This window comes from Pseudomonas sp. Leaf129 (assembly GCF_001423465.1).
Lineage (GTDB): Bacteria > Pseudomonadota > Gammaproteobacteria > Pseudomonadales > Pseudomonadaceae > Aquipseudomonas > Aquipseudomonas coleopterorum.
The window spans coordinates 157,566-175,077 of record NZ_LMOC01000009.1 but is presented as its reverse complement, the minus strand read 5'-3'; the positions used below and the strand labels follow the sequence as shown (position 1 = coordinate 175,077).

17 protein-coding genes are annotated in these 17,512 nt (G+C 62.5%); 9 read left to right on the top strand and 8 right to left on the bottom strand.

Going from position 1 to position 17,512, the window contains the following annotated elements; translation table 11 throughout:
- Positions 1-231: 231 nt before the first annotated feature.
- Positions 232-1,155, top strand: coding sequence for an alpha/beta hydrolase (locus tag ASF66_RS17130; RefSeq protein ID WP_056844713.1), 924 nt, complete (start codon positions 232-234; stop codon positions 1,153-1,155).
- Positions 1,156-1,263: 108 nt separating this feature from the next.
- On the opposite strand, the gene ASF66_RS17125 is transcribed toward ASF66_RS17130, so the two are convergent.
- Complete coding sequence (locus ASF66_RS17125; protein WP_056844712.1) at positions 1,264-2,016, bottom strand: DUF2059 domain-containing protein; 753 nt, start codon at positions 2,014-2,016, stop codon at positions 1,264-1,266.
- A 130-nt stretch (positions 2,017-2,146) separates the two neighbouring features.
- On the opposite strand from ASF66_RS17125, the gene ASF66_RS17120 reads away from it, so the two are divergent.
- Positions 2,147-2,782: a 2OG-Fe(II) oxygenase gene (locus ASF66_RS17120; protein WP_056844711.1), complete on the top strand. Its 636-nt coding sequence runs from the start codon at positions 2,147-2,149 to the stop codon at positions 2,780-2,782.
- 126 nt (positions 2,783-2,908) lie between these two features.
- Here the strand turns inward: ASF66_RS17120 and serA are convergent, their stop codons facing one another.
- Positions 2,909-4,138, bottom strand: a complete 1,230-nt coding sequence (gene serA / locus ASF66_RS17115; RefSeq protein ID WP_049860260.1) for a phosphoglycerate dehydrogenase — start codon at positions 4,136-4,138, stop codon at positions 2,909-2,911.
- Positions 4,139-4,352: 214 nt separating this feature from the next.
- Here serA and ASF66_RS17110 point away from each other — a divergent pair, with 214 nt between their 5' ends.
- The 4 genes from ASF66_RS17110 (at position 4,353) to ASF66_RS17095 (ending at position 8,498) form a co-directional block, all read left to right on the top strand.
- The gene (locus tag ASF66_RS17110; protein WP_056844710.1) at positions 4,353-5,747 is read left to right on the top strand and encodes an FAD-binding oxidoreductase; all 1,395 of its coding nucleotides are present in this window, start codon (positions 4,353-4,355) and stop codon (positions 5,745-5,747) included.
- Between the two features lie 28 nt (positions 5,748-5,775).
- Positions 5,776-6,441 (top strand): fumarylacetoacetate hydrolase family protein, encoded by a 666-nt coding sequence (locus tag ASF66_RS17105; RefSeq protein ID WP_056844709.1) that lies wholly within the window; start codon positions 5,776-5,778, stop codon positions 6,439-6,441.
- 110 nt (positions 6,442-6,551) lie between these two features.
- Positions 6,552-7,463 carry an SdiA-regulated domain-containing protein gene (locus ASF66_RS17100; RefSeq protein ID WP_049860257.1) on the top strand — a complete coding sequence of 304 codons (912 nt, stop codon included), beginning with the start codon at positions 6,552-6,554 and terminating at the stop codon, positions 7,461-7,463.
- A 126-nt stretch (positions 7,464-7,589) separates the two neighbouring features.
- Positions 7,590-8,498 (top strand): SdiA-regulated domain-containing protein, encoded by a 909-nt coding sequence (locus ASF66_RS17095; protein WP_056844708.1) that lies wholly within the window; start codon positions 7,590-7,592, stop codon positions 8,496-8,498.
- A gap of 6 nt (positions 8,499-8,504) precedes the next feature.
- Here ASF66_RS17095 and tcyN read toward each other — a convergent pair whose 3' ends face one another.
- Genes tcyN through tcyJ form a run of 3 tightly spaced genes read right to left on the bottom strand, consistent with a single transcriptional unit; the run spans position 8,505 to position 10,715 of the window.
- Entirely contained in the window at positions 8,505-9,254 is a 750-nt protein-coding gene (gene tcyN, locus ASF66_RS17090; RefSeq protein ID WP_056844707.1) for an L-cystine ABC transporter ATP-binding protein TcyN, read from the bottom strand.
- 4 nt (positions 9,255-9,258) lie between these two features.
- Positions 9,259-9,927 (bottom strand): cystine ABC transporter permease, encoded by a 669-nt coding sequence (tcyL, locus tag ASF66_RS17085; RefSeq protein WP_122742938.1) that lies wholly within the window; start codon positions 9,925-9,927, stop codon positions 9,259-9,261.
- Positions 9,924-10,715 (bottom strand): cystine ABC transporter substrate-binding protein, encoded by a 792-nt coding sequence (tcyJ, locus tag ASF66_RS17080; protein WP_049860253.1) that lies wholly within the window; start codon positions 10,713-10,715, stop codon positions 9,924-9,926. The genes tcyL and tcyJ overlap by 4 nt, the downstream gene beginning before the upstream one ends.
- A gap of 249 nt (positions 10,716-10,964) precedes the next feature.
- Here tcyJ and epsC point away from each other — a divergent pair, with 249 nt between their 5' ends.
- Both epsC and betT read left to right on the top strand, forming a co-directional pair.
- Positions 10,965-11,894: a serine O-acetyltransferase EpsC gene (gene epsC / locus ASF66_RS17075; protein ID WP_376787067.1), complete on the top strand. Its 930-nt coding sequence runs from the start codon at positions 10,965-10,967 to the stop codon at positions 11,892-11,894.
- Between the two features lie 235 nt (positions 11,895-12,129).
- A complete protein-coding gene (gene betT / locus ASF66_RS17070) occupies positions 12,130-14,091 on the top strand; it encodes a choline transporter BetT (RefSeq protein WP_177331308.1) in 1,962 nt (653 codons plus the stop codon).
- Positions 14,092-14,198: 107 nt separating this feature from the next.
- On the opposite strand, the gene ASF66_RS17065 is transcribed toward betT, so the two are convergent.
- From ASF66_RS17065 to ASF66_RS17055, 3 genes are all read right to left on the bottom strand, one after another.
- Positions 14,199-14,516 (bottom strand): DUF2388 domain-containing protein, encoded by a 318-nt coding sequence (locus tag ASF66_RS17065; RefSeq protein WP_043192301.1) that lies wholly within the window; start codon positions 14,514-14,516, stop codon positions 14,199-14,201.
- A gap of 123 nt (positions 14,517-14,639) precedes the next feature.
- Positions 14,640-16,427: a GspE/PulE family protein gene (locus tag ASF66_RS17060; RefSeq protein WP_056844705.1), complete on the bottom strand. Its 1,788-nt coding sequence runs from the start codon at positions 16,425-16,427 to the stop codon at positions 14,640-14,642.
- Between the two features lie 101 nt (positions 16,428-16,528).
- Positions 16,529-16,855, bottom strand: a complete 327-nt coding sequence (locus tag ASF66_RS17055; RefSeq protein WP_049860249.1) for a hypothetical protein — start codon at positions 16,853-16,855, stop codon at positions 16,529-16,531.
- 126 nt (positions 16,856-16,981) lie between these two features.
- On the opposite strand from ASF66_RS17055, the gene ASF66_RS17050 reads away from it, so the two are divergent.
- Entirely contained in the window at positions 16,982-17,452 is a 471-nt protein-coding gene (locus ASF66_RS17050) for an Lrp/AsnC family transcriptional regulator (protein ID WP_049860248.1), read from the top strand.
- Positions 17,453-17,512: the final 60 nt, after the last annotated feature.

Genomic DNA, 17,512 nt, shown 5'->3' with positions numbered 1-17,512 from the left:
GTAGGGCGCTGGATCGTCAGCGCCCTCGAGGGCCTCTTCGCGGGCAGAGGGCTCGCCGCCCGCCCCGCTCCCACAGGTACGGTACAGCGCGGTTTATTGTGGGAGGGGCCTCTTCGCGGGCAGAGCCCGCTCCCACAGGTACGGTACAGCGCGGGTTTATTGTGGGAGCGGGTCTCTGCCCGCGAAGAGGCCCACACAGCCAGCACACGTATTGCCTTGGAATACTCACTCATGCCCCATGCATTCCAACCCGATTCCCTGCGCAACTCCCTGCAACCCCTGAGCGCCCGACAGCCACTGTCAGCCGAGGCCCAGGGCTATCAACGCTTCTACCAGCTCGACCTTCCCGCGCAAAGCTGGCTGGGCTGCTTCAAGGTAGCAGGTTTCGACCTCGTCGCTCAGGTCTGGATACCGCAACAACCCATTGCCACGCTCTTCGTCATGCACGGTTTCTACGACCACATGGGGCTGTATCGGCACGCCGTGCAATGGGCTTTGGAGCGCGGCTTCGCGGTCATTTCCTGCGATTTGCCAGGTCATGGCCTGTCCAGCGGAGAGCGGGCCAGCATTCACAACTTCGCCGATTACCAGGCGACCCTCAATGGCCTGTTCGCCGAAGCGAGCCTGCTGCAGTTGCCCCAGCCGTGGCATTTGCTAGGCCAGAGCACCGGTGGCGCGATCATCATCGACCATCTGCTGTACCACGGGGCACGGTCACCGGCACAGGGGCAGGTGCTGTTGATGGCGCCTTTGGTGCGGCCGGTGGCGTGGGGCCTGTCCAAGCTCAGCTATCGCCTGCTCAAGCCTTTCGTCAACGGCATTGCGCGGCGTTTCAGCGCCAATAGCAACGACGTGGATTTTCTGCCTTTTCTGCAGGCCGATCCGTTGCAACCCCGGCGCCTGCCAACGGCATGGGTAGGTGCGCTGGTTCAGTGGGTGCAACACATCGAAGCCGCGCCGCGCAGTCCGCGGACGGTGGTGATCGTGCAGGGGGATGACGATGACACCGTGGATTGGCGGCATAACCTCAAGGTACTTCGCGGCAAGTTCGCTGAAGTGCGGCTGTTGCAAGTGGCGGGGGGCAAGCATCATCTGGTCAATGAGGTGCCGCCGATTCGGGCGCAGTGCTTCGGGTTTTTTGATCAGAATCTGTAACCGCGTCGCTCCATTCGCGGGCAGAGGACTCGCCGCCCGCCCCGCTCCCACACAGGCATTAGTGGATCCTGTGAGAGCTCTGCCCGCGAATAGGCCCGCGTGGCCACGCTAAGCCCCAGGGCGGCCTTGCGCCTGTCCAACCGCCAATCCTGCCCGTACCGCCTCCAGGGCGGCCTGATAATAAGCCTGCCCGGCGGCAGACTCGGCGAAGTCGACGAACTCTTCCAGTTCCGGATCGGACAGATCGCGGTACACGTACAGCAGCGTGTTGTTCAAATCGATGCCGATCTGCTGCTGCAGCCGCTCACGCTGGCCATCGAGCAAACCCGCGGCCTGACCGGCCCCCAGCAGACCTGGAATCATCGAGCTGAGGCTGTCGGCGGCCACCCCGGCGATCGCCAGGCTGACCTCTGCACCGGCCTGGCGGGCGGGCAGGGCCTGGGCCAGGTGGCCGATCAACAGCGCGCGGGTGGACTCGACCTGCAGTTTCGGCAAGCCCTGGGCGTTCTTGGCCAGTTGGTCGCTGCGGGTGGCGAGCAGTTCGGCGGCGACGATCTTGCGGCCCAATGGCGATTCGAAGAAGGCGAGGGCAGGCTTGGGATCGGCCAACCCCTGGCGCAGCCGCGCTTCGGCACGCTGGTCCATGGCCTGGGCCGCGAAGCGTTGGTCGCTGTTGCTCACCAGTGCCTGAAACACAGCCGGTGGCAGGCTGCTCTGGTAGCGCTGCTGGGCAGCCTTGAGGGCATCGCTGAAATGCGCTCTTTGTTCAGGCCAGCCAGCGGCCTTGTACAGCAAGTCGTGGTCGTCGGCCCAGGCAGGCGTCGTACTGAACATCATCAAGAACACAAGGACGCGGCGCATAGGGACTCCTGTCGGCAAGGGGCCATTGTCCGTGGCATTGCCAGGCTTTGTCGAGAAGTGACACAGGCATCGCGCTTGGATGCATCGACACTGTGCAAGCCTCTGTCGGTTTTGCGGGCGTATGGATACTATGCCGGGCATGCAAATACCTTCTGACCATCCGCTGCTGCTGCGCATCGTCGACGACCTGGCCGAGCAGGGTTGGTCGCAGCAGGAACTCTTCGTGCCCCAGGCGTTGACCCTGGCGCTGGCGGCCGAATGCCGTACCCGTCATGCCCAGGGCGAGCTGGCGCCAGCGGCCGTCGGGCGTGGCCCGTCCCAGGAGATTCGTGAAGGCATTCGCGGTGATCGCATCCAGTGGATCGAGCCGGGCGAAGCGCTGCCGTGCGACACCTACCTGTCAGTCATGGACAGCCTGCGCGAAGCCCTGAACCGGGGTCTGTTCCTGGGGCTGGAAGACTTCGAATGCCACTTCGCCCTGTACCCGCCGGGCAGTGTCTACCTGCGTCATCTGGACCGCTTTCGCGACGATGACCGGCGCATGGTTTCAGCGGTGCTGTACCTGAACGATGCGGACTGGAGCGAAGCGGATGGGGGGCAATTGCGCATGTACCTGCAAGGCGACACGGCGTACGACGTGCAGCCGATCGGTGGCACGCTGGTGGTGTTTCTTTCCGGAGAGGTGCCGCACGAAGTGATGCCGGCACAGCGCAATCGATTGTCGCTGACGGGCTGGTTTCGGCGGCGAGGCAATGAGCCGTTCTGATACACCGCGTCGCCTGGTTCGCGGCTACCAGCCGCTCCTACAGGAGATCTGGGTTGATTGTAGGAGCGGCTAGCAGCCGCGAACCAGACGACGCGGTGTGCCAGGCACACCGCAATCCGGTCGCTATCAGAACAGTACGCGGCAACGAATGGTCCCGGTGACCTGTTGCAGTTTTTCCTGCGCCAGATCCGAGTATTCGGCGTCGACGTCGATCACCACGTAGCCGACCTTTTCGTTGGTCTGCAGGAACTGGCCGGAGATGTTGATGGCGTTCTCGGCGAAGACCTTGTTGATCTCCATCATCACGCCCGGCACGTTTTCGTGGATGTGCAGCAGGCGGTGCTTGCCCGGATGCGCCGGCAAAGCCACTTCGGGGAAGTTGACCGACGACACCGAGGTGCCGTTGTCGCTGTACTTGACCAGTTTCTCGGCCACTTCCAGACCGATGTTGGCCTGTGCTTCGGCCGTGGAACCGCCGATGTGCGGGGTCAGGATGACATTGTCCAGGCCACGCAGCGGGCTTTCGAAGACGTCGTCGTTGGAGCGTGGCTCGACCGGGAACACGTCGATGGCGGCGCCGATCAGGTGCTTGTCCTTGATCGCCTCGGCCAGTGCGTCGAGCTCGACCACGGTGCCGCGCGCGGCGTTGATCAGGATGCCGCCCTTCTTGATGGCGCGGATTTCCTTCTCGCCGATCATCCACTGGGTGGCGGCGGTTTCAGGCACATGCAGGGTGACGATGTCGCTCATGCCCAGCAGGTCGGTCAGGCTGCCGACCTGAGTGGCGTTGCCCAGCGGCAGCTTGGTCACGGTGTCGTAGAAGTACACCTGCATGCCCAGGCCTTCGGCCAGGACCGAGAGCTGGGTACCGATCGAGCCATAGCCGATGATGCCCAGCTTCTTGCCACGGATCTCGAAGGAATTCGCCGCGCTCTTGATCCAGCCGCCACGGTGGCAGGAAGCATTCTTCTCGGGGATGCCGCGCAGCAGCAGGATGGCCTCGGCCAGTACCAGTTCGGCCACGGAGCGGGTGTTGGAGTACGGCGCATTGAACACGGCGATGCCGCGTTCGCGGGCAGCGGCCAGGTCGACCTGGTTGGTGCCGATGCAGAAGCAGCCCACGGCCACCAGTTTCTTCGCGCAGTCGAACAGCTCTTCGGTCAGCTGGGTGCGTGAGCGAATGCCGATGAAGTGCGCGTCGGCGATCTTTTCCTTGAGTTCGGCTTCGGGCAGCGACTTGGTGTGGTACTCGATGCTGGTATAGCCGGCAGCCTTGAGGACGTCCACGGCGGATTGGTGGACGCCTTCGAGAAGAAGGAACTTGATCTTGCTCTTGTCGAGGGAAGTCTTGCTCATCTGCGTAAACCTGTGTCCCGAAAAAAATGGCAGGAAGTGAAGCGGCGCGCACCGGGCCAGAGCTCGATTGGCGGGGTGCGTATGCTAGCATAGCCTCCCTGTCGTACGCCCATCCTGGGTCATGAGCCGTTCTCAGGGTGACTATGAATGGTTCGAGGTTTGACGGGCCGCGAACCGCTCGATTCGTGAAACCTTCACTTCCAGAGTCGCGTCCATGAACAGCCACGCCTTGATCGATGAACTCAAGACCCTGCTCGAGCCCGGCAAGGTCCTCACCGATGCCGCCTCCCTCGACACCTACGGCAAGGACTGGACCAAACAGTACGCCCCGGCCCCCAGCGCCATCGCCTTTCCCAAGACCATCGAACAGGTCCAGGCCATCGTTCGCTGGGCCAACCAGCGCCAGGTCGCGCTGGTGCCCTCCGGCGGCCGCACCGGTCTGTCGGCGGCAGCAGTGGCGGCCAACGGCGAAGTGGTGGTGTCGTTCGACTACATGAACAAGGTGCTCGAATTCAACGCCACCGACCGCACCGTGGTGTGCCAGCCGGGGGTCATCACCAAGCAGTTGCAGAACCTGGCCGAAGAGAATGGCCTGTACTACCCGGTGGACTTCGCCTCGTCGGGGTCCAGCCAGATCGGTGGCAACATCGGCACCAACGCTGGCGGCATCAAGGTCATTCGCTACGGCATGACGCGCAACTGGGTGGCGGGCCTCAAGGTCGTCACCGGCCAGGGCGATCTGCTGGAGCTGAACAAGGACCTGGTCAAGAACGCCACCGGCTACGACCTGCGTCAGCTGTTCATCGGTGCCGAGGGCACCCTGGGCTTCATCGTCGAGGCCACCATGCGTCTGGACCGCGCGCCGAAGAACCTCACCGCGATGGTGCTCGGCACCGCCGACTTCGACGCGATCATGCCGGTGCTGCACGCGTTCCAGGGCAAGCTCGACCTCACGGCGTTCGAGTTCTTCTCCGACAAGGCTTTGGCCAAGGTGCTGGGCCGCGGCGACGTGCCGGCGCCGTTCGAAACGGCCTGCCCGTTCTATGCCCTGCTGGAATTCGAAGCCACCACCGATGACATCGCCGACACCGCGCTGGCCACCTTCGAGCACTGCGTGGAGCAGGGCTGGGTGCTGGATGGCGTGATGAGCCAGAGCGAGCAGCAACTGCGCAACCTGTGGAAGCTGCGCGAGTACATTTCCGAAACCATTTCCCATTGGGTGCCGTACAAGAACGACATTTCGGTAACCATTTCCAGAGTGCCGGCCTTCCTGCGCGAAATCGACGCCATCGTCAGCGAACGGTACCCGGCCTTCGACGTGCTGTGGTACGGCCACATCGGCGACGGCAACCTGCACCTGAACATCCTCAAGCCCGAGCACATGGACAAGGACGCGTTCTTCGCCGAGTGCGCGCTGGTCAATACCGAAGTGTTCGAAACCGTACGCAAGTACAACGGCTCCATCTCCGCCGAGCATGGCGTGGGCATGGTCAAGCGCGACTACCTGCAGTACAGCCGTTCGCCGGTCGAAATCCAGTACATGAAGGCCATGAAGGCCGTGTTCGACCCCAACGGGGTCATGAACCCGGGCAAGATCTTTTCCATTTGATGCGTTCATCTGAGCAGAGGTTCGAGCAATGAGCTACCAGCACCAGTACATCGATGGCACCCGTATCCACTTCCCGCTGGGCAAGGTGGTGTGCATCGGCCGCAACTACGCCGAGCACGCCAAGGAACTGGACAACCCGATCCCGACCGAACCGCTGCTGTTCATCAAGCCCAGCAGCTGCGTGGTGCCGTTGCAGGAAACCTTCAGCATTCCCACCGACCGCGGCGCGGTGCACTACGAGGCCGAGATCGCGGTGCTGCTGGGCAAATCCCTGAGCACCCGGCCCAGTGTCGAAGAAGTCATCGATGCCATCTCCGGTTTCGCTCCGGCGCTGGACCTGACCCTGCGCGACGTCCAGTCACGCCTGCGCGAGAAAGGCCTGCCGTGGGAGATCGCCAAGTCGTTCGACGGCGCCGCGGTGATCGCACCCTTCGTGTCGGCGGCAAGCTTCCCCGACCTCACCAACATCCCGATACGCCTGACCATCGACGGCGAAGTGCGCCAGGACGGCAACAGCAGCCTGATGCTCAACCCCATCGTGCCGATGATCCAGTACATGGCCGGATGTTTCTCGCTGCAGGCCGGCGACGTCATTCTCACCGGCACCCCGGCCGGGGTCGGTCCGCTTGAAGTCGGCGCCGATATCGTGCTGGAACTGCCGGGTGTCAGCCGCTTCGAAAGCTGCGTTCAGTAGTCGCGCCGCGCCTCACTTTTTTTTGACATTCGATCTGGATAATGCCCCCACCCCAGTGGGTGCATCGTCCAGATGTGCCCGCATGAATCCATCTCCAGCAAGGGTACTCCATGGTCCGCGCCGCGCTGCATTCATCCCGCCCCCTGTATAAACGTTGGTACCTGTGGACCCTGCTGGTGCTGCTGAGCGGCTACATCGTCGCCGTGGTCCTGCACTGGGACGACCGGGCCGAGCTGTGGGTGCAGGAGTGGACGCAGAACAGCGCGCAGCGCAAGGCCAGCATCTGGTTGCCCGACTACAAGGCCGTGATCGACGGCAAGCACTTGCCGGGCATGGAAGGCGACGAGGCTTCGGACATCACCTATCACTCTGGCACCCGCACGCTGTTCGCGGTCATGGGCAAGAATCCCTACCTGACCGAATTGAGCCTACAGGGCGACGTGTTGCGCAAGATGCCACTCAACGGCTGGAAAAATCCGGAGGCGGTCACGGCGCTGCCCGACGGGCGTCTGGCGATCATCGACGAGCGCCAGCACCAGTTGACCGTGGTCAAGGTCGACGCCGATACCCGCGAGCTGAACATCGCCGATTTCGCATCGTTCGACCTCGGCCCTTCGACGGATCAGAACAAGGCCTTCGAAGGGCTGGCCTGGGATCCGCGCAACCAGCGCCTGCTGCTGGGTGAGGAGCGACCACCGGCGCTGTTCTCGCTGAAGCTGGGCAGCGATGGCCAGCCCATCGGCGAGAAACAACGCCTGGATGCGTCCGACCTGGACATGCGCAACCTCTCGGCGCTGGCAGTGGATCCTCGTACCGGCCACCGCCTGCTGCTGTCGGCCGACTCGCACTTGCTGATGGAGTATGACGAAGCGGGCAAGCAATGGAGCTTCATGACGTTGCTGGGCGGCATGAACGGACTCAAGGACACCATCCCGCGTGCTGAAGGGGTGACCATCGATGACGAGGGCACCCTCTATCTGGTAAGCGAGCCAAATCTGTTCTACGTGTTGCGCAAGCACTGAGGCGGCGAGCGCGTTTTCAGTACAGTGATGTTGCGGAAACTTCCTACAGGTTTATCCGTAGAAACTTAAGCTTGGCTTCATCATTTAATGGTTTGATGCGCACACTTCATTCAAGAGCCCGACGCGATGCGTTTCTTCGTTCGACCCGTACACCTGCTGCTGATCGCGGCACTGCTCACGCTGATCTGCGCCTTCGCCGCGCTGCACCACTTTCGCTGGCTCGAACGCGCCAGTTTCAATGTCGAGCGCTGGCTGGGCGGGCCCCTGCCGGGTGCGATCGATCTGGACAGCTATCAGGTGGATATCGAAGCGAAGGTGATCGAAGGTCTGGACGACGACATTTCGGCGCTGACCTTCGACCCGTCGCGCAAGACCTTGTTCACCGTCACCAACCAGCGCTCGGAGCTGATCGAACTGTCGCTGCAGGGCAAAATCCTGCGGCGGATCGAGCTGGTCGGATTCGGTGACCCGGAAGCGGTCGAGTACATCAGCCCCGGTGTCTATGTGATCACCGACGAGCGCCAGCAACGGCTTATCAAGATCAACATCGACGACACCACGCAGATCCTCGATGCGCAGCACGCCGAGCAGTTGAGCCTCAACTTCGGTGGCCGAAGCAACAAGGGCTTCGAAGGGCTGGCCTACGATTCGGCCGGCAAGCGCCTGTTCGTGGCGCGCGAGCGCGACCCCATGCTGATCTACGAGGTGCAGGGTTTTCCACGGGGGGTGAGTGACAAGCCGCTGGACGTGCAGGTCACCCAGGACCGTCGGCGCGATGCCGGGCTGTTCGTGCGCGATCTTTCCAGCCTGCAGTATGACGAGCGCAGTGGTCACCTGCTGGCACTCTCGGACGAGTCGCTGCTGGTGGTCGAACTGGACGTGCAGGGGCGGCCCCTGAGCACCATGTCGCTGCGCAAGGGCCACCAGGGTTTGAGCAAGAGCGTGCCGCAACCCGAAGGCATCGCCATGGACGACGATGGCAACCTGTACATGGTCAGCGAACCGAACCTGTTCTACGTGTTCCGCAAACCCTGAGCGGTATTACCGCTCGGGGTGCAGGAATTTATCGAGAAACTGCCGGGTCCGCGCCTGCTGCGGGTTGGCGAACAGCTCACGGGCCGGGCCCTGCTCCACGATCACGCCTTGGTCGAAGAACACCACGCGGTTGGCCACGTCCCGGGCGAACTGCATCTCGTGGGTGACGATGACCATGGTCCGCCGTTCCTGCGCCAGGCCTCGAATGGTCGCCAGCACCTCGCCGACCAACTCCGGATCGAGCGCCGAAGTCGGCTCGTCGAACAGGATCACCTGCGGCTGCATAGCCAGTGCCCGGGCAATCGCCACGCGCTGCTGCTGGCCCCCCGACAGCCGCCTGGGATAGGCGTCCTCCTTGCCGGCCAGACCCACCTTCGCCAACAGGCTGCGGCCCAGTTCGACCGCCTCGGCCATGGCCGTTTTCTTGACCACCACCGGCCCTTCGATGACGTTTTCCAATGCCGTGCGATGGGGGAACAGGTTGAAGTTCTGGAAGACGAAGCCCACTTGCTGGCGCAGCTCGCGAATCAAGCCTTGCTGCTGTGCCACGCGGGCACCGTCGATTTCGATGTCGCCCACGCGGATGCGGCCGCTGGTGGGTGTTTCCAGCAGGTTCAGGCAGCGCAGGAAGGTCGTCTTGCCCGAACCGCTGGGGCCGATGATGGCCACCACTTCGCCGGCGGCGATCTCCAGATCGATGCCCTTGAGCACCGTGTGACCATTGAACTGCTTGGTCAGGCCCTTTACCACGATCATTGCTTCACGCCTCTTGGTCGTGGCGGTTGACCCGCCGTTCCAGGTGATTCTGCAGGTGCGCCAGAATGCTTGCCAACAGCCAGTAGATCAATGCGGCCGCCAGGTACATGGTGAAGATCTCGAACGTGCGTGCTGTGATCAACTGCGCCTGACGGAACAGCTCCGGTACCTGGATGGTGGCGGCCAGCGCCGTGTCCTTGACCAGCGAGATGAAGCTGTTTCCCAGCGGCGGCAGCGCGGTGCGCATGGCCTGCGGCAGGATGGCCCGGCGCAGGGTCTGCGCGCGGGTCATGCCGATGCTGGCGGCTGCTTCCCACTGACCGCGCTCGATGGACGCAATCGCTGCGCGCAGGATTTCACAGGCATAGGCTGCCATGTTCAGGGAAAACCCGATCAGCGCCGCCGACAGCGGGTCCAGCTCGATACCGACCTGGGGCAGGCCGTAATAGATCACGAACAGCTGGACCAGCAACGGTGTGCCGCGGAAGAACGACACGTAGACCCGCGCCGGCCAGCTCAGCAACCGGCTTCTGGACAGGCGCATGAGCGCCAGGCCGAAACCCAGCAGCAAGCCGAAGAACATGCCGCCCAGGCTGAGAAATATCGTGTAGTAGGCGCCCTTGAGCAGAAAGGGCGCCGAATCGAGCATCAGCTGCAGGCTGCTCTCGATCATTGGGTGACGTCAGCGCTGAACCATTGCTTGGAGAGCTTGGCCAGGGTGCCGTCCTTGCGCAGTTTCTCCAGAGCGTCGTCGATGGCCTTGAGCAGCTCCGGTTCGCCCTTGCGCACGGCGATCCCCGATTCCTGACGCGAGAACGCGTCGCCGGCCAGGGCCAGAGTCTCGTTGGTCTTGTTGATCAGGTCGAAGGCCGCCAGGCGATCCACCAGGATGGCATCGATGCGGCCGACGCGCAGGTCCTGATACTTGGTGGGGTCATCGTCATAGGTCTTCACGATGGCGCTCGGCACGTTGTCCTTGAGCCACTGCTCGTAGTTGGTGCCCAGGCCCATGCCGACTTTCTTGCCCCCCAGGTCCGACGCCTGCTTGATGCTGTCGGCGTTCTTCTTGGCGACCACCGCCTGGATACCCGAAATGGTGTAGGGCGTGGAGAAGTCGTACTTCTTCTTGCGCTCCTCGGAGATGGTCACCTGATTGACCACGATGTCCAGACGCTTGGAATCCAGCGCCGCGAGGATGCCGGCCCACGGGGTCGCCTGCAGTTTGACCTTGACGCCCAGCTCCTTGGCCAACGCCTCGGAAAGCTGCACTTCGAAACCGGTCAGCTTGCCGTTTTCATCGACGAAGCTGAACGGTGGATAGGTACCCTCCAGGCCGACGTTGATGACACCGGCGTCCTTGATCTTCTGCAACTGTTCGCCGGCGACCGCCTGGCCCAGCAGCGAGCTGCCCAGAACCAGACCGGCGATCAGCAGGTGTTTGCGCAATGCGGGAAAATTCATGGCGAATCCTTGTTGTAATGGATGATCGTGATGAAGGAGGGGCGCGATCGGAAAAAAGGACTATAGGCACCGCCACGCTGGCCCACAAGTCCCAACGGTAGCCACGGAACGTATGACCCCGGCTTATGTTCAGATGCTCCACGATCGATCCAAAGCGTTCTTTTTGGTGCCAGGATTTTTCCCGTATGGTGGGCGCCTATCGGCGGCCATCGCTGTTTTCGCACAGGGCAGGACATAACCGTGAACGACATTCCTCAGGCACGCAAAGGCCATTGGCAGTTACAGTCCATCGTCGGCCAGTTGCATGAGGCGCGGTCCGATTGGCGTCGGCAGAACGGGCGCAGCTGCGGCATGCAGGGCGGTCGCGAGCTGCCTTCACGCGAGGCCATGGCCCAGGTGCTCGAACAGTTGTGCGGTGCGTTGTTCCCGATGCGCCTGGGGCCGGTGGACCTGCGCGAGGAAAGCGAAGATTTCTACGTCGGCCACACCCTGGACGCCGCGCTCAACGAACTGCTGACCCAGGCTCGCCTGGAGCTGCGTTATGCGGCGCGCAATGGTGACTGCGACCTGCCGGCCGTCGACGCCAAAGCGTTGCAGTTGATCCAGGATTTCGCCGCCGCCCTGCCGGGCCTGCGGCGGTTGCTCGATACCGATGTGCTGGCGGCCTACCATGGCGATCCGGCGGCGCGCAGCGTCGATGAGGTGCTGCTCTGCTACCCCGGCGTGCTGGCCGTGATTCATCATCGTCTGGCTCACCATCTGTATCTGGCCGGCCTGCCGTTGCTGGCGCGCATCAGCTCGGAACTGGCCCATTCGGCGACCGGTATCGACATTCACCCCGGCGCGCGGATCGGCCCGAGTTTCTTCATCGACCATGGCACAGGCGTGGTGATCGGCGAAACCGCCGTCATCGGCGAACGGGTGCGTATCTACCAGCAGGTCACCCTGGGCGCCAAGCGCTTCCCGGCGGACGAGTCCGGACAATTGCAGAAAGGTCATCCTCGCCACCCGATCGTCGAGGACGATGTGGTCATCTATGCCGGGGCGACCATTCTGGGTCGCATCACCATCGGCAAGGGCTCGACCATCGGCGGCAACGTGTGGCTCACGCGCACCGTGCCCGCCGGCAGCAACCTGACCCAAGCCAATCTGGTGCAGCACGACAGCAGCCAGAAATAAGCGTACACGGCGCACGGCCAGCGGCCTGTTCAACAGGACCGTTTGGCCCATCAATTGGCCATCTACCCATCACTCGTGTTTTAATTGAACGCTCGTTCAATAAAACCATGGATCGCGATTCGCGTTCAACAGGAGGCCATCCCTTGCTGAAAACGCCCAGTTTCTTCCATTACCGAACGTGTGGAGTGCACAACGCATGAGTGCATCTTCATCGACACCTAGCGGCAACGTGCGCATGAACCCTCCGGTGTTCTACTTTGCCGCCAGCTTCATTCTGATTTTCGGCATCGTCGTCATTTCCTTCCCGCAGGCGGCCGGCCAATGGCTGCTGGCCGCGCAGAGCTGGGCGGCCAACACCGTTGGCTGGTACTACATGCTGGCTATGACGCTGTACCTGGTATTCGTAGTGGTGACCGCGCTGTCGGGCTACGGCAAGATCAAGCTGGGGGCCGATCACGACGAGCCCGAATTCAGCTATCTGTCCTGGGCCGGCATGCTGTTCGCCGCCGGCATCAGCATCACCCTGTTCTTCTTCTGCGTGTCCGAACCGCTGACCCACATGCTGCAACCACCGCAGGGCGAGGCGGGTACCCAGGAGGCCGCACGTCAGGCCATGCAGCTGCTGTTCCTGCACTGGGGTTTGCACGGTTGGGGCGTGTTCGCCTTCGTCGGTATGGCGCTGGCTTATTTCGCCTATCGTCACAACCTGCCGCTGGCGCTGCGCTCGGCGCTCTACCCGCTGATCGGCAAACGCATCAACGGGCCGATCGGCTACGCCGTGGATGGCTTTGGCATCATTGCTACCATCTTCGGCCTGGGTGCCGACATGGGCTTTGGCGTCCTGCACCTCAATTCGGGCCTGGATTACCTGTTCGGTGTGGCCCATACCCAATGGGTCCAGGTGATCCTGATCACCCTGATGATGGGCGCAGCCATTCTGGTGGCGGTTTCCGGCGTCGACAAGGGCGTGCGGGTGATGTCCGACATCAACATGCTGCTGGCCTGTGCGCTGCTGCTGTTCGTGCTGTTCGCGGGGCCGACCCAGCACCTGCTCAGCACTCTGGTGCAAAACGTCGGCGACTATCTGGGCGCGCTGCCCAGCAAGAGTTTCGACGTCTATGCCTATGACAAACCCAGTGACTGGCTGGGCAACTGGACGGTGTTCTACTGGGCCTGGTGGATTGCCTGGTCGCCGTTTGTGGGGCTGTTCATCGCGCGCATCTCGCGAGGACGCACCATTCGCGAGTTCGTCTTCGGCGTGCTGCTGATTCCATTGGGTTTCACCCTGGCGTGGATGTCGATCTTCGGCAACAGCGCGATCGATCAGGTGATCAATCACGGCATGGCCGCGATCGGCCAGTCGGCCATCACCGACCCGTCGATGACCCTCTACCTGCTGCTGGAAACCTACCCTTGGGCGCGGACAGTGATCGCGGTCACCGTGTTCATCAGCTTCGTGTTCTTCGTCACCTCGGCCGACTCGGGCACTGTCGTGCTCTCGACGTTGTCCGCACGCGGTGGCAACCCGGACGAAGACGGTCCGAAATGGCTGCGGGTATTCTGGGGCGCGATGACGGCGCTGGTCACCAGTGGCCTGCTGTTCGCCGGCAGCATCGATTCGTTGAAATCGGCGGTGGTGCTGACCTCGCTGCCGTTCTCGATCATCCTGCTGGCGATGATGTGGGGGCTGCACAAGGCGTTCCACATGGAAGGCCAGCGCAAGATCGCCCAGTTGTATTCGCTGGCCCCGGTTGCCAGCTCGCGGCCTGGGCGCGGCGGCTGGCGACAGCGCCTGAGCCAGGCCGTGAGCTTCCCCTCGCGTGACGAGGTGTACCGGTTCATGGACACCCATGTGCGCCCGGCAGTGGCCGAAGTGACCGCCTCGTTCGCCGAGAAGGGCTTGGATGCCGTGACCCAGGAGGACACCAGCCACGACAACGTGACGTTCGAAATCGGGCACGGCGAGGAGCGGCCATTCATCTATCAGGTGCAGATGCGCGGTTACTTCACGCCATCCTTCGCCCGTGGCGGGATGGGCAACCAGGAGCTCAAGAACCGCCGCTACTATCGAGCCGAGGTGCATCTGTCCGAAGGCAGCCAGGATTACGATCTGGTCGGCTACAGCAAGGAGCAGATCATCAACGACATCCTCGATCAGTACGAACGGCACATGCAGTTCCTGCATCTGGTACGTTGACCGTCATAGAGGGGCCGCAAGGCCCCTCGCTCGACCTGGTACCGAAAAGCTGCACGCATAAAAAAACCCTCGCACCGATGTGCGAGGGTTTTTTCATGGTCGCGCTGTCAGTTATCGGCGACGGCGTTCTTGGCCAGAATGGCGTTTGCCAGGTCCATGTCGGACGCTTCCAGACCAGGGTTCTGCGCACGGACTTTCTGGATCGCCGCTTCCAGATACGGGCCGCGGATACCGCCTTCGCTGGCCACGAAGCTGCCGGCATCGTCCTGTGCGGCGATGATCAGCTTGTGATCCTTGAAGGTCAGGTAGGAGGAGCCGGTCGTGGCGCCAGAGGAGAGCACGTTGCGCCAGAAGGGATCGGCCATGGCCGAGCTGACGGGCAGGGATAGCAACGCTAGGGTAGCAACAGCGGTTTTGAGGCGCATGATCGAGACTCCACAGTGTGATCCGGTACGAATGTGATCCGGGGCAGTTGTCGTTCTGCTCGTTGGATAGGGTCAATGTCATTCAAGTTCCCCGAGGTGGTCGAGCGGCCCGTAGTGGCGGCTTCACATCGCGTCGATGCGCGGGGTCACGCGCAGTACTTCCTCGAGCGTGGTCAGGCCGGCAGCGATCTGCCGCGCACCCCCCAGGCGCAGGCTGCGCATACCTTCCTTGCACGCCTGACGCCTGAGCGCAGTGAAGTCGGTATTGGCGCCGATGCAGGCTTTCACACCATCACTCAGCAGCAGCACTTCATACACGCCGGCGCGCCCGCAGTAACCCGTGTCTCGACAACGCGGGCAACCGACGGCGCGCTGGGCACCCTCCGGGACAGCCATGCGCCAGGGCCCGATGAGGGCCTGCCAGCTTGTCGGATCGATATGCGTGGGCGCCTTGCAGTCAACGCACAGCGTGCGTACCAGTCGCTGCGCCATGACGCCCAGCACCGTGGCCTTGATCAGGTAATGCGCGACGCCCAGCTCCAGCAGCCGGGTGATCGCGCCCACGGCATCATTGGTGTGCAGGGTCGACACCACGAGATGGCCGGTCAGGGCGGCCTGGATCGCCATCTCGGCCGTCTCCAGGTCGCGGATCTCGCCGATCATGATGATGTCCGGATCCTGCCTCATCAGCGCACGCAAGCCGCTGGCGAAGTCCAGATCGATGTTGTGGTGTACCTGCAACTGATTGAAAGCCGGTTCGACCATCTCGATCGGGTCTTCGATGGTGCACAGGTTGATCTGCGGCGTCGCCAGCTGCTTGAGGGTGGTGTACAGCGTGGTGGTCTTGCCCGAGCCGGTGGGGCCGGTGACCAGCACGATGCCATGAGCCTGGGTGGTCATCTGCCGCCAGCGACTCAGGTCGTCGGCCACAAGGCCGAGCTGGGCGAAATCCTTGAGCAGCACCTGTGGGTCGAAGATGCGCATCACCAGCTTTTCACCGAAGGCCGTGGGCAGGGTGGACAGGCGCAACTCGATCTCCTGGCCCTCGGGCAGGCGGGTTTTGATCCGCCCATCCTGAGGCTTGCGCTTCTCGGCGACATTCATGCGACCCAGGCTTTTCAGGCGACTGACGATGGCCAGCGTGACCTGTTCGGGGAACCGGTACACGCAATGCAGCAAGCCGTCGATGCGAAAGCGCAACGCTCCGAAGTCTCGTCGAGGCTCGATATGGATATCGCTGGCGCGTTGCTCGAACGCGTATTGGAACAGCCAGTCGACGATGTTGACCACGTGCTGGTCGCTGGCGGCAGGCGCGACCATGTCGCCCAGCTGCAGCAGTTGCTCCAGGTTGCCCACATGGCCTGACTGGCCCTGGACCTTAGCGCCGCTGACCGAGCGGGCCAGTTGGAAGAACTGTTCGGTGAAGCGCTGGATGTCGACGGGATTGGCCACTACACGCCTGATCGTGCGCTTGAGCACCTGGGCCAGGTCGGCTTCCCATTGACGCTGCCACGGTTGCGCGCTGGCGATGGTGACACTGTGCTCGTCCACGGCCACGGCAAGGATTCCATGGCGCTGAGCAAAGGCCTGGGGCATCAAGGCCACCACGGTGGGTACGTCGATGCACAACGGATCGATGCGCAGGTACGGTTGGTCGGCACGCTGTGCCAGCCATTGGGTCAGCGCTTCGAGGGTCAGCAATTGTCCGGGTTGGCGGAGATCGGGTAATCGGTAGTCGGCGAGCTGTTGCAGGGGGTGTGTCTGAAGCGGTTCCTTGTAGTCGAGGCTGTCGCGCAGTGCCTGGGCGCGCTCCAGCCCGATAAGGCCGTCGGCCAGCAAGTCGTCGACCAGCTCACGCAAGCACAGGTCGCAGTCAGGGCGATGCCGCAGGGTCGTGGCGACGAGGGTCATGCGGGGGCCTCCTTGGCGGTGCGCGATCTGTCGTGCCACATAGCCTAGCGCCCATGCCGGAAATTGCCCTCATGGCAACCATTGCCGCATTTGTCGCCGACTCAAGCGTACGATTGCACCTGGGCCGGATGCTGAGCATCGGCCAGTTGCACATCAAGGACACTGATCAGGTTGCGCATCTTTTCCGCGATCACCTGTGCGCGATGCCAGCTCAACTCGCTCACTTGCACCTGGATTTCCAGGCTGTCCGCCACCTGGCGGGCCGCGAGCTGACAGGGAATCAGGTACTGCATGGCAAACAGGTTGAGCACCCGGCAAAGCACGTCGGCTTCGATCTCTGCACTCAGGTTGAACTGCACGGTGGTGGTCAGATTGCCAGCGGCCCAGACATCCGGGCGTAGCGGGGTCAGCGATTCAAAGGCAGACATGGGTGATCTCCGTGGTCAATGGGGAAAGTCTCCCATGGCCAACACGGTATTTCTTGCCCAACTTTGCTCGTTATGGGGCTATCTTGAATCAAACAATTTTACAATTCGAACAATGGAGAAATAATTATGCACAGCCCGCTGGATGCTTACGACCGGCGCATTCTGGCGTTGCTGCAAGAGGACGCCACGCTGTCCAGCGCGCAGATTGCCGAGCAGGTGGGGTTGTCGCAGTCGCCTTGCTGGCGGCGCATCCAGCGGCTCAAGGAAGAGGGGGTCATCCGGGCGCAGGTGACCCTGCTGGATCGCAAGAAGATCGGCTTGAATACTCAGATATTCGCCGAGGTGAAACTCAACGCCCACGGCCGGTCGAACTTCACCGAATTCACGGAGGCCATAAGGGGCTTTCCAGAGGTGCTGGAGTGCTATGTGCTGATGGGCAATGTCGATTTCCTGCTGCGCATCGTCACACCGGACATCGAGGCCTACGAGCGTTTCTTCTTCGAGAAGTTGTCGATGGTGCCGGGCATTCAGGAGGTGAATTCGACGGTGGCGCTGTCCGAAATCAAGTCGACCACCAGCCTGCCGGTGGATCGGTGACTAGCGAGATCAGCCGCTCCTACAGGTTCACAACACCCTGCAGGAGCGGCTAGCAGCCGC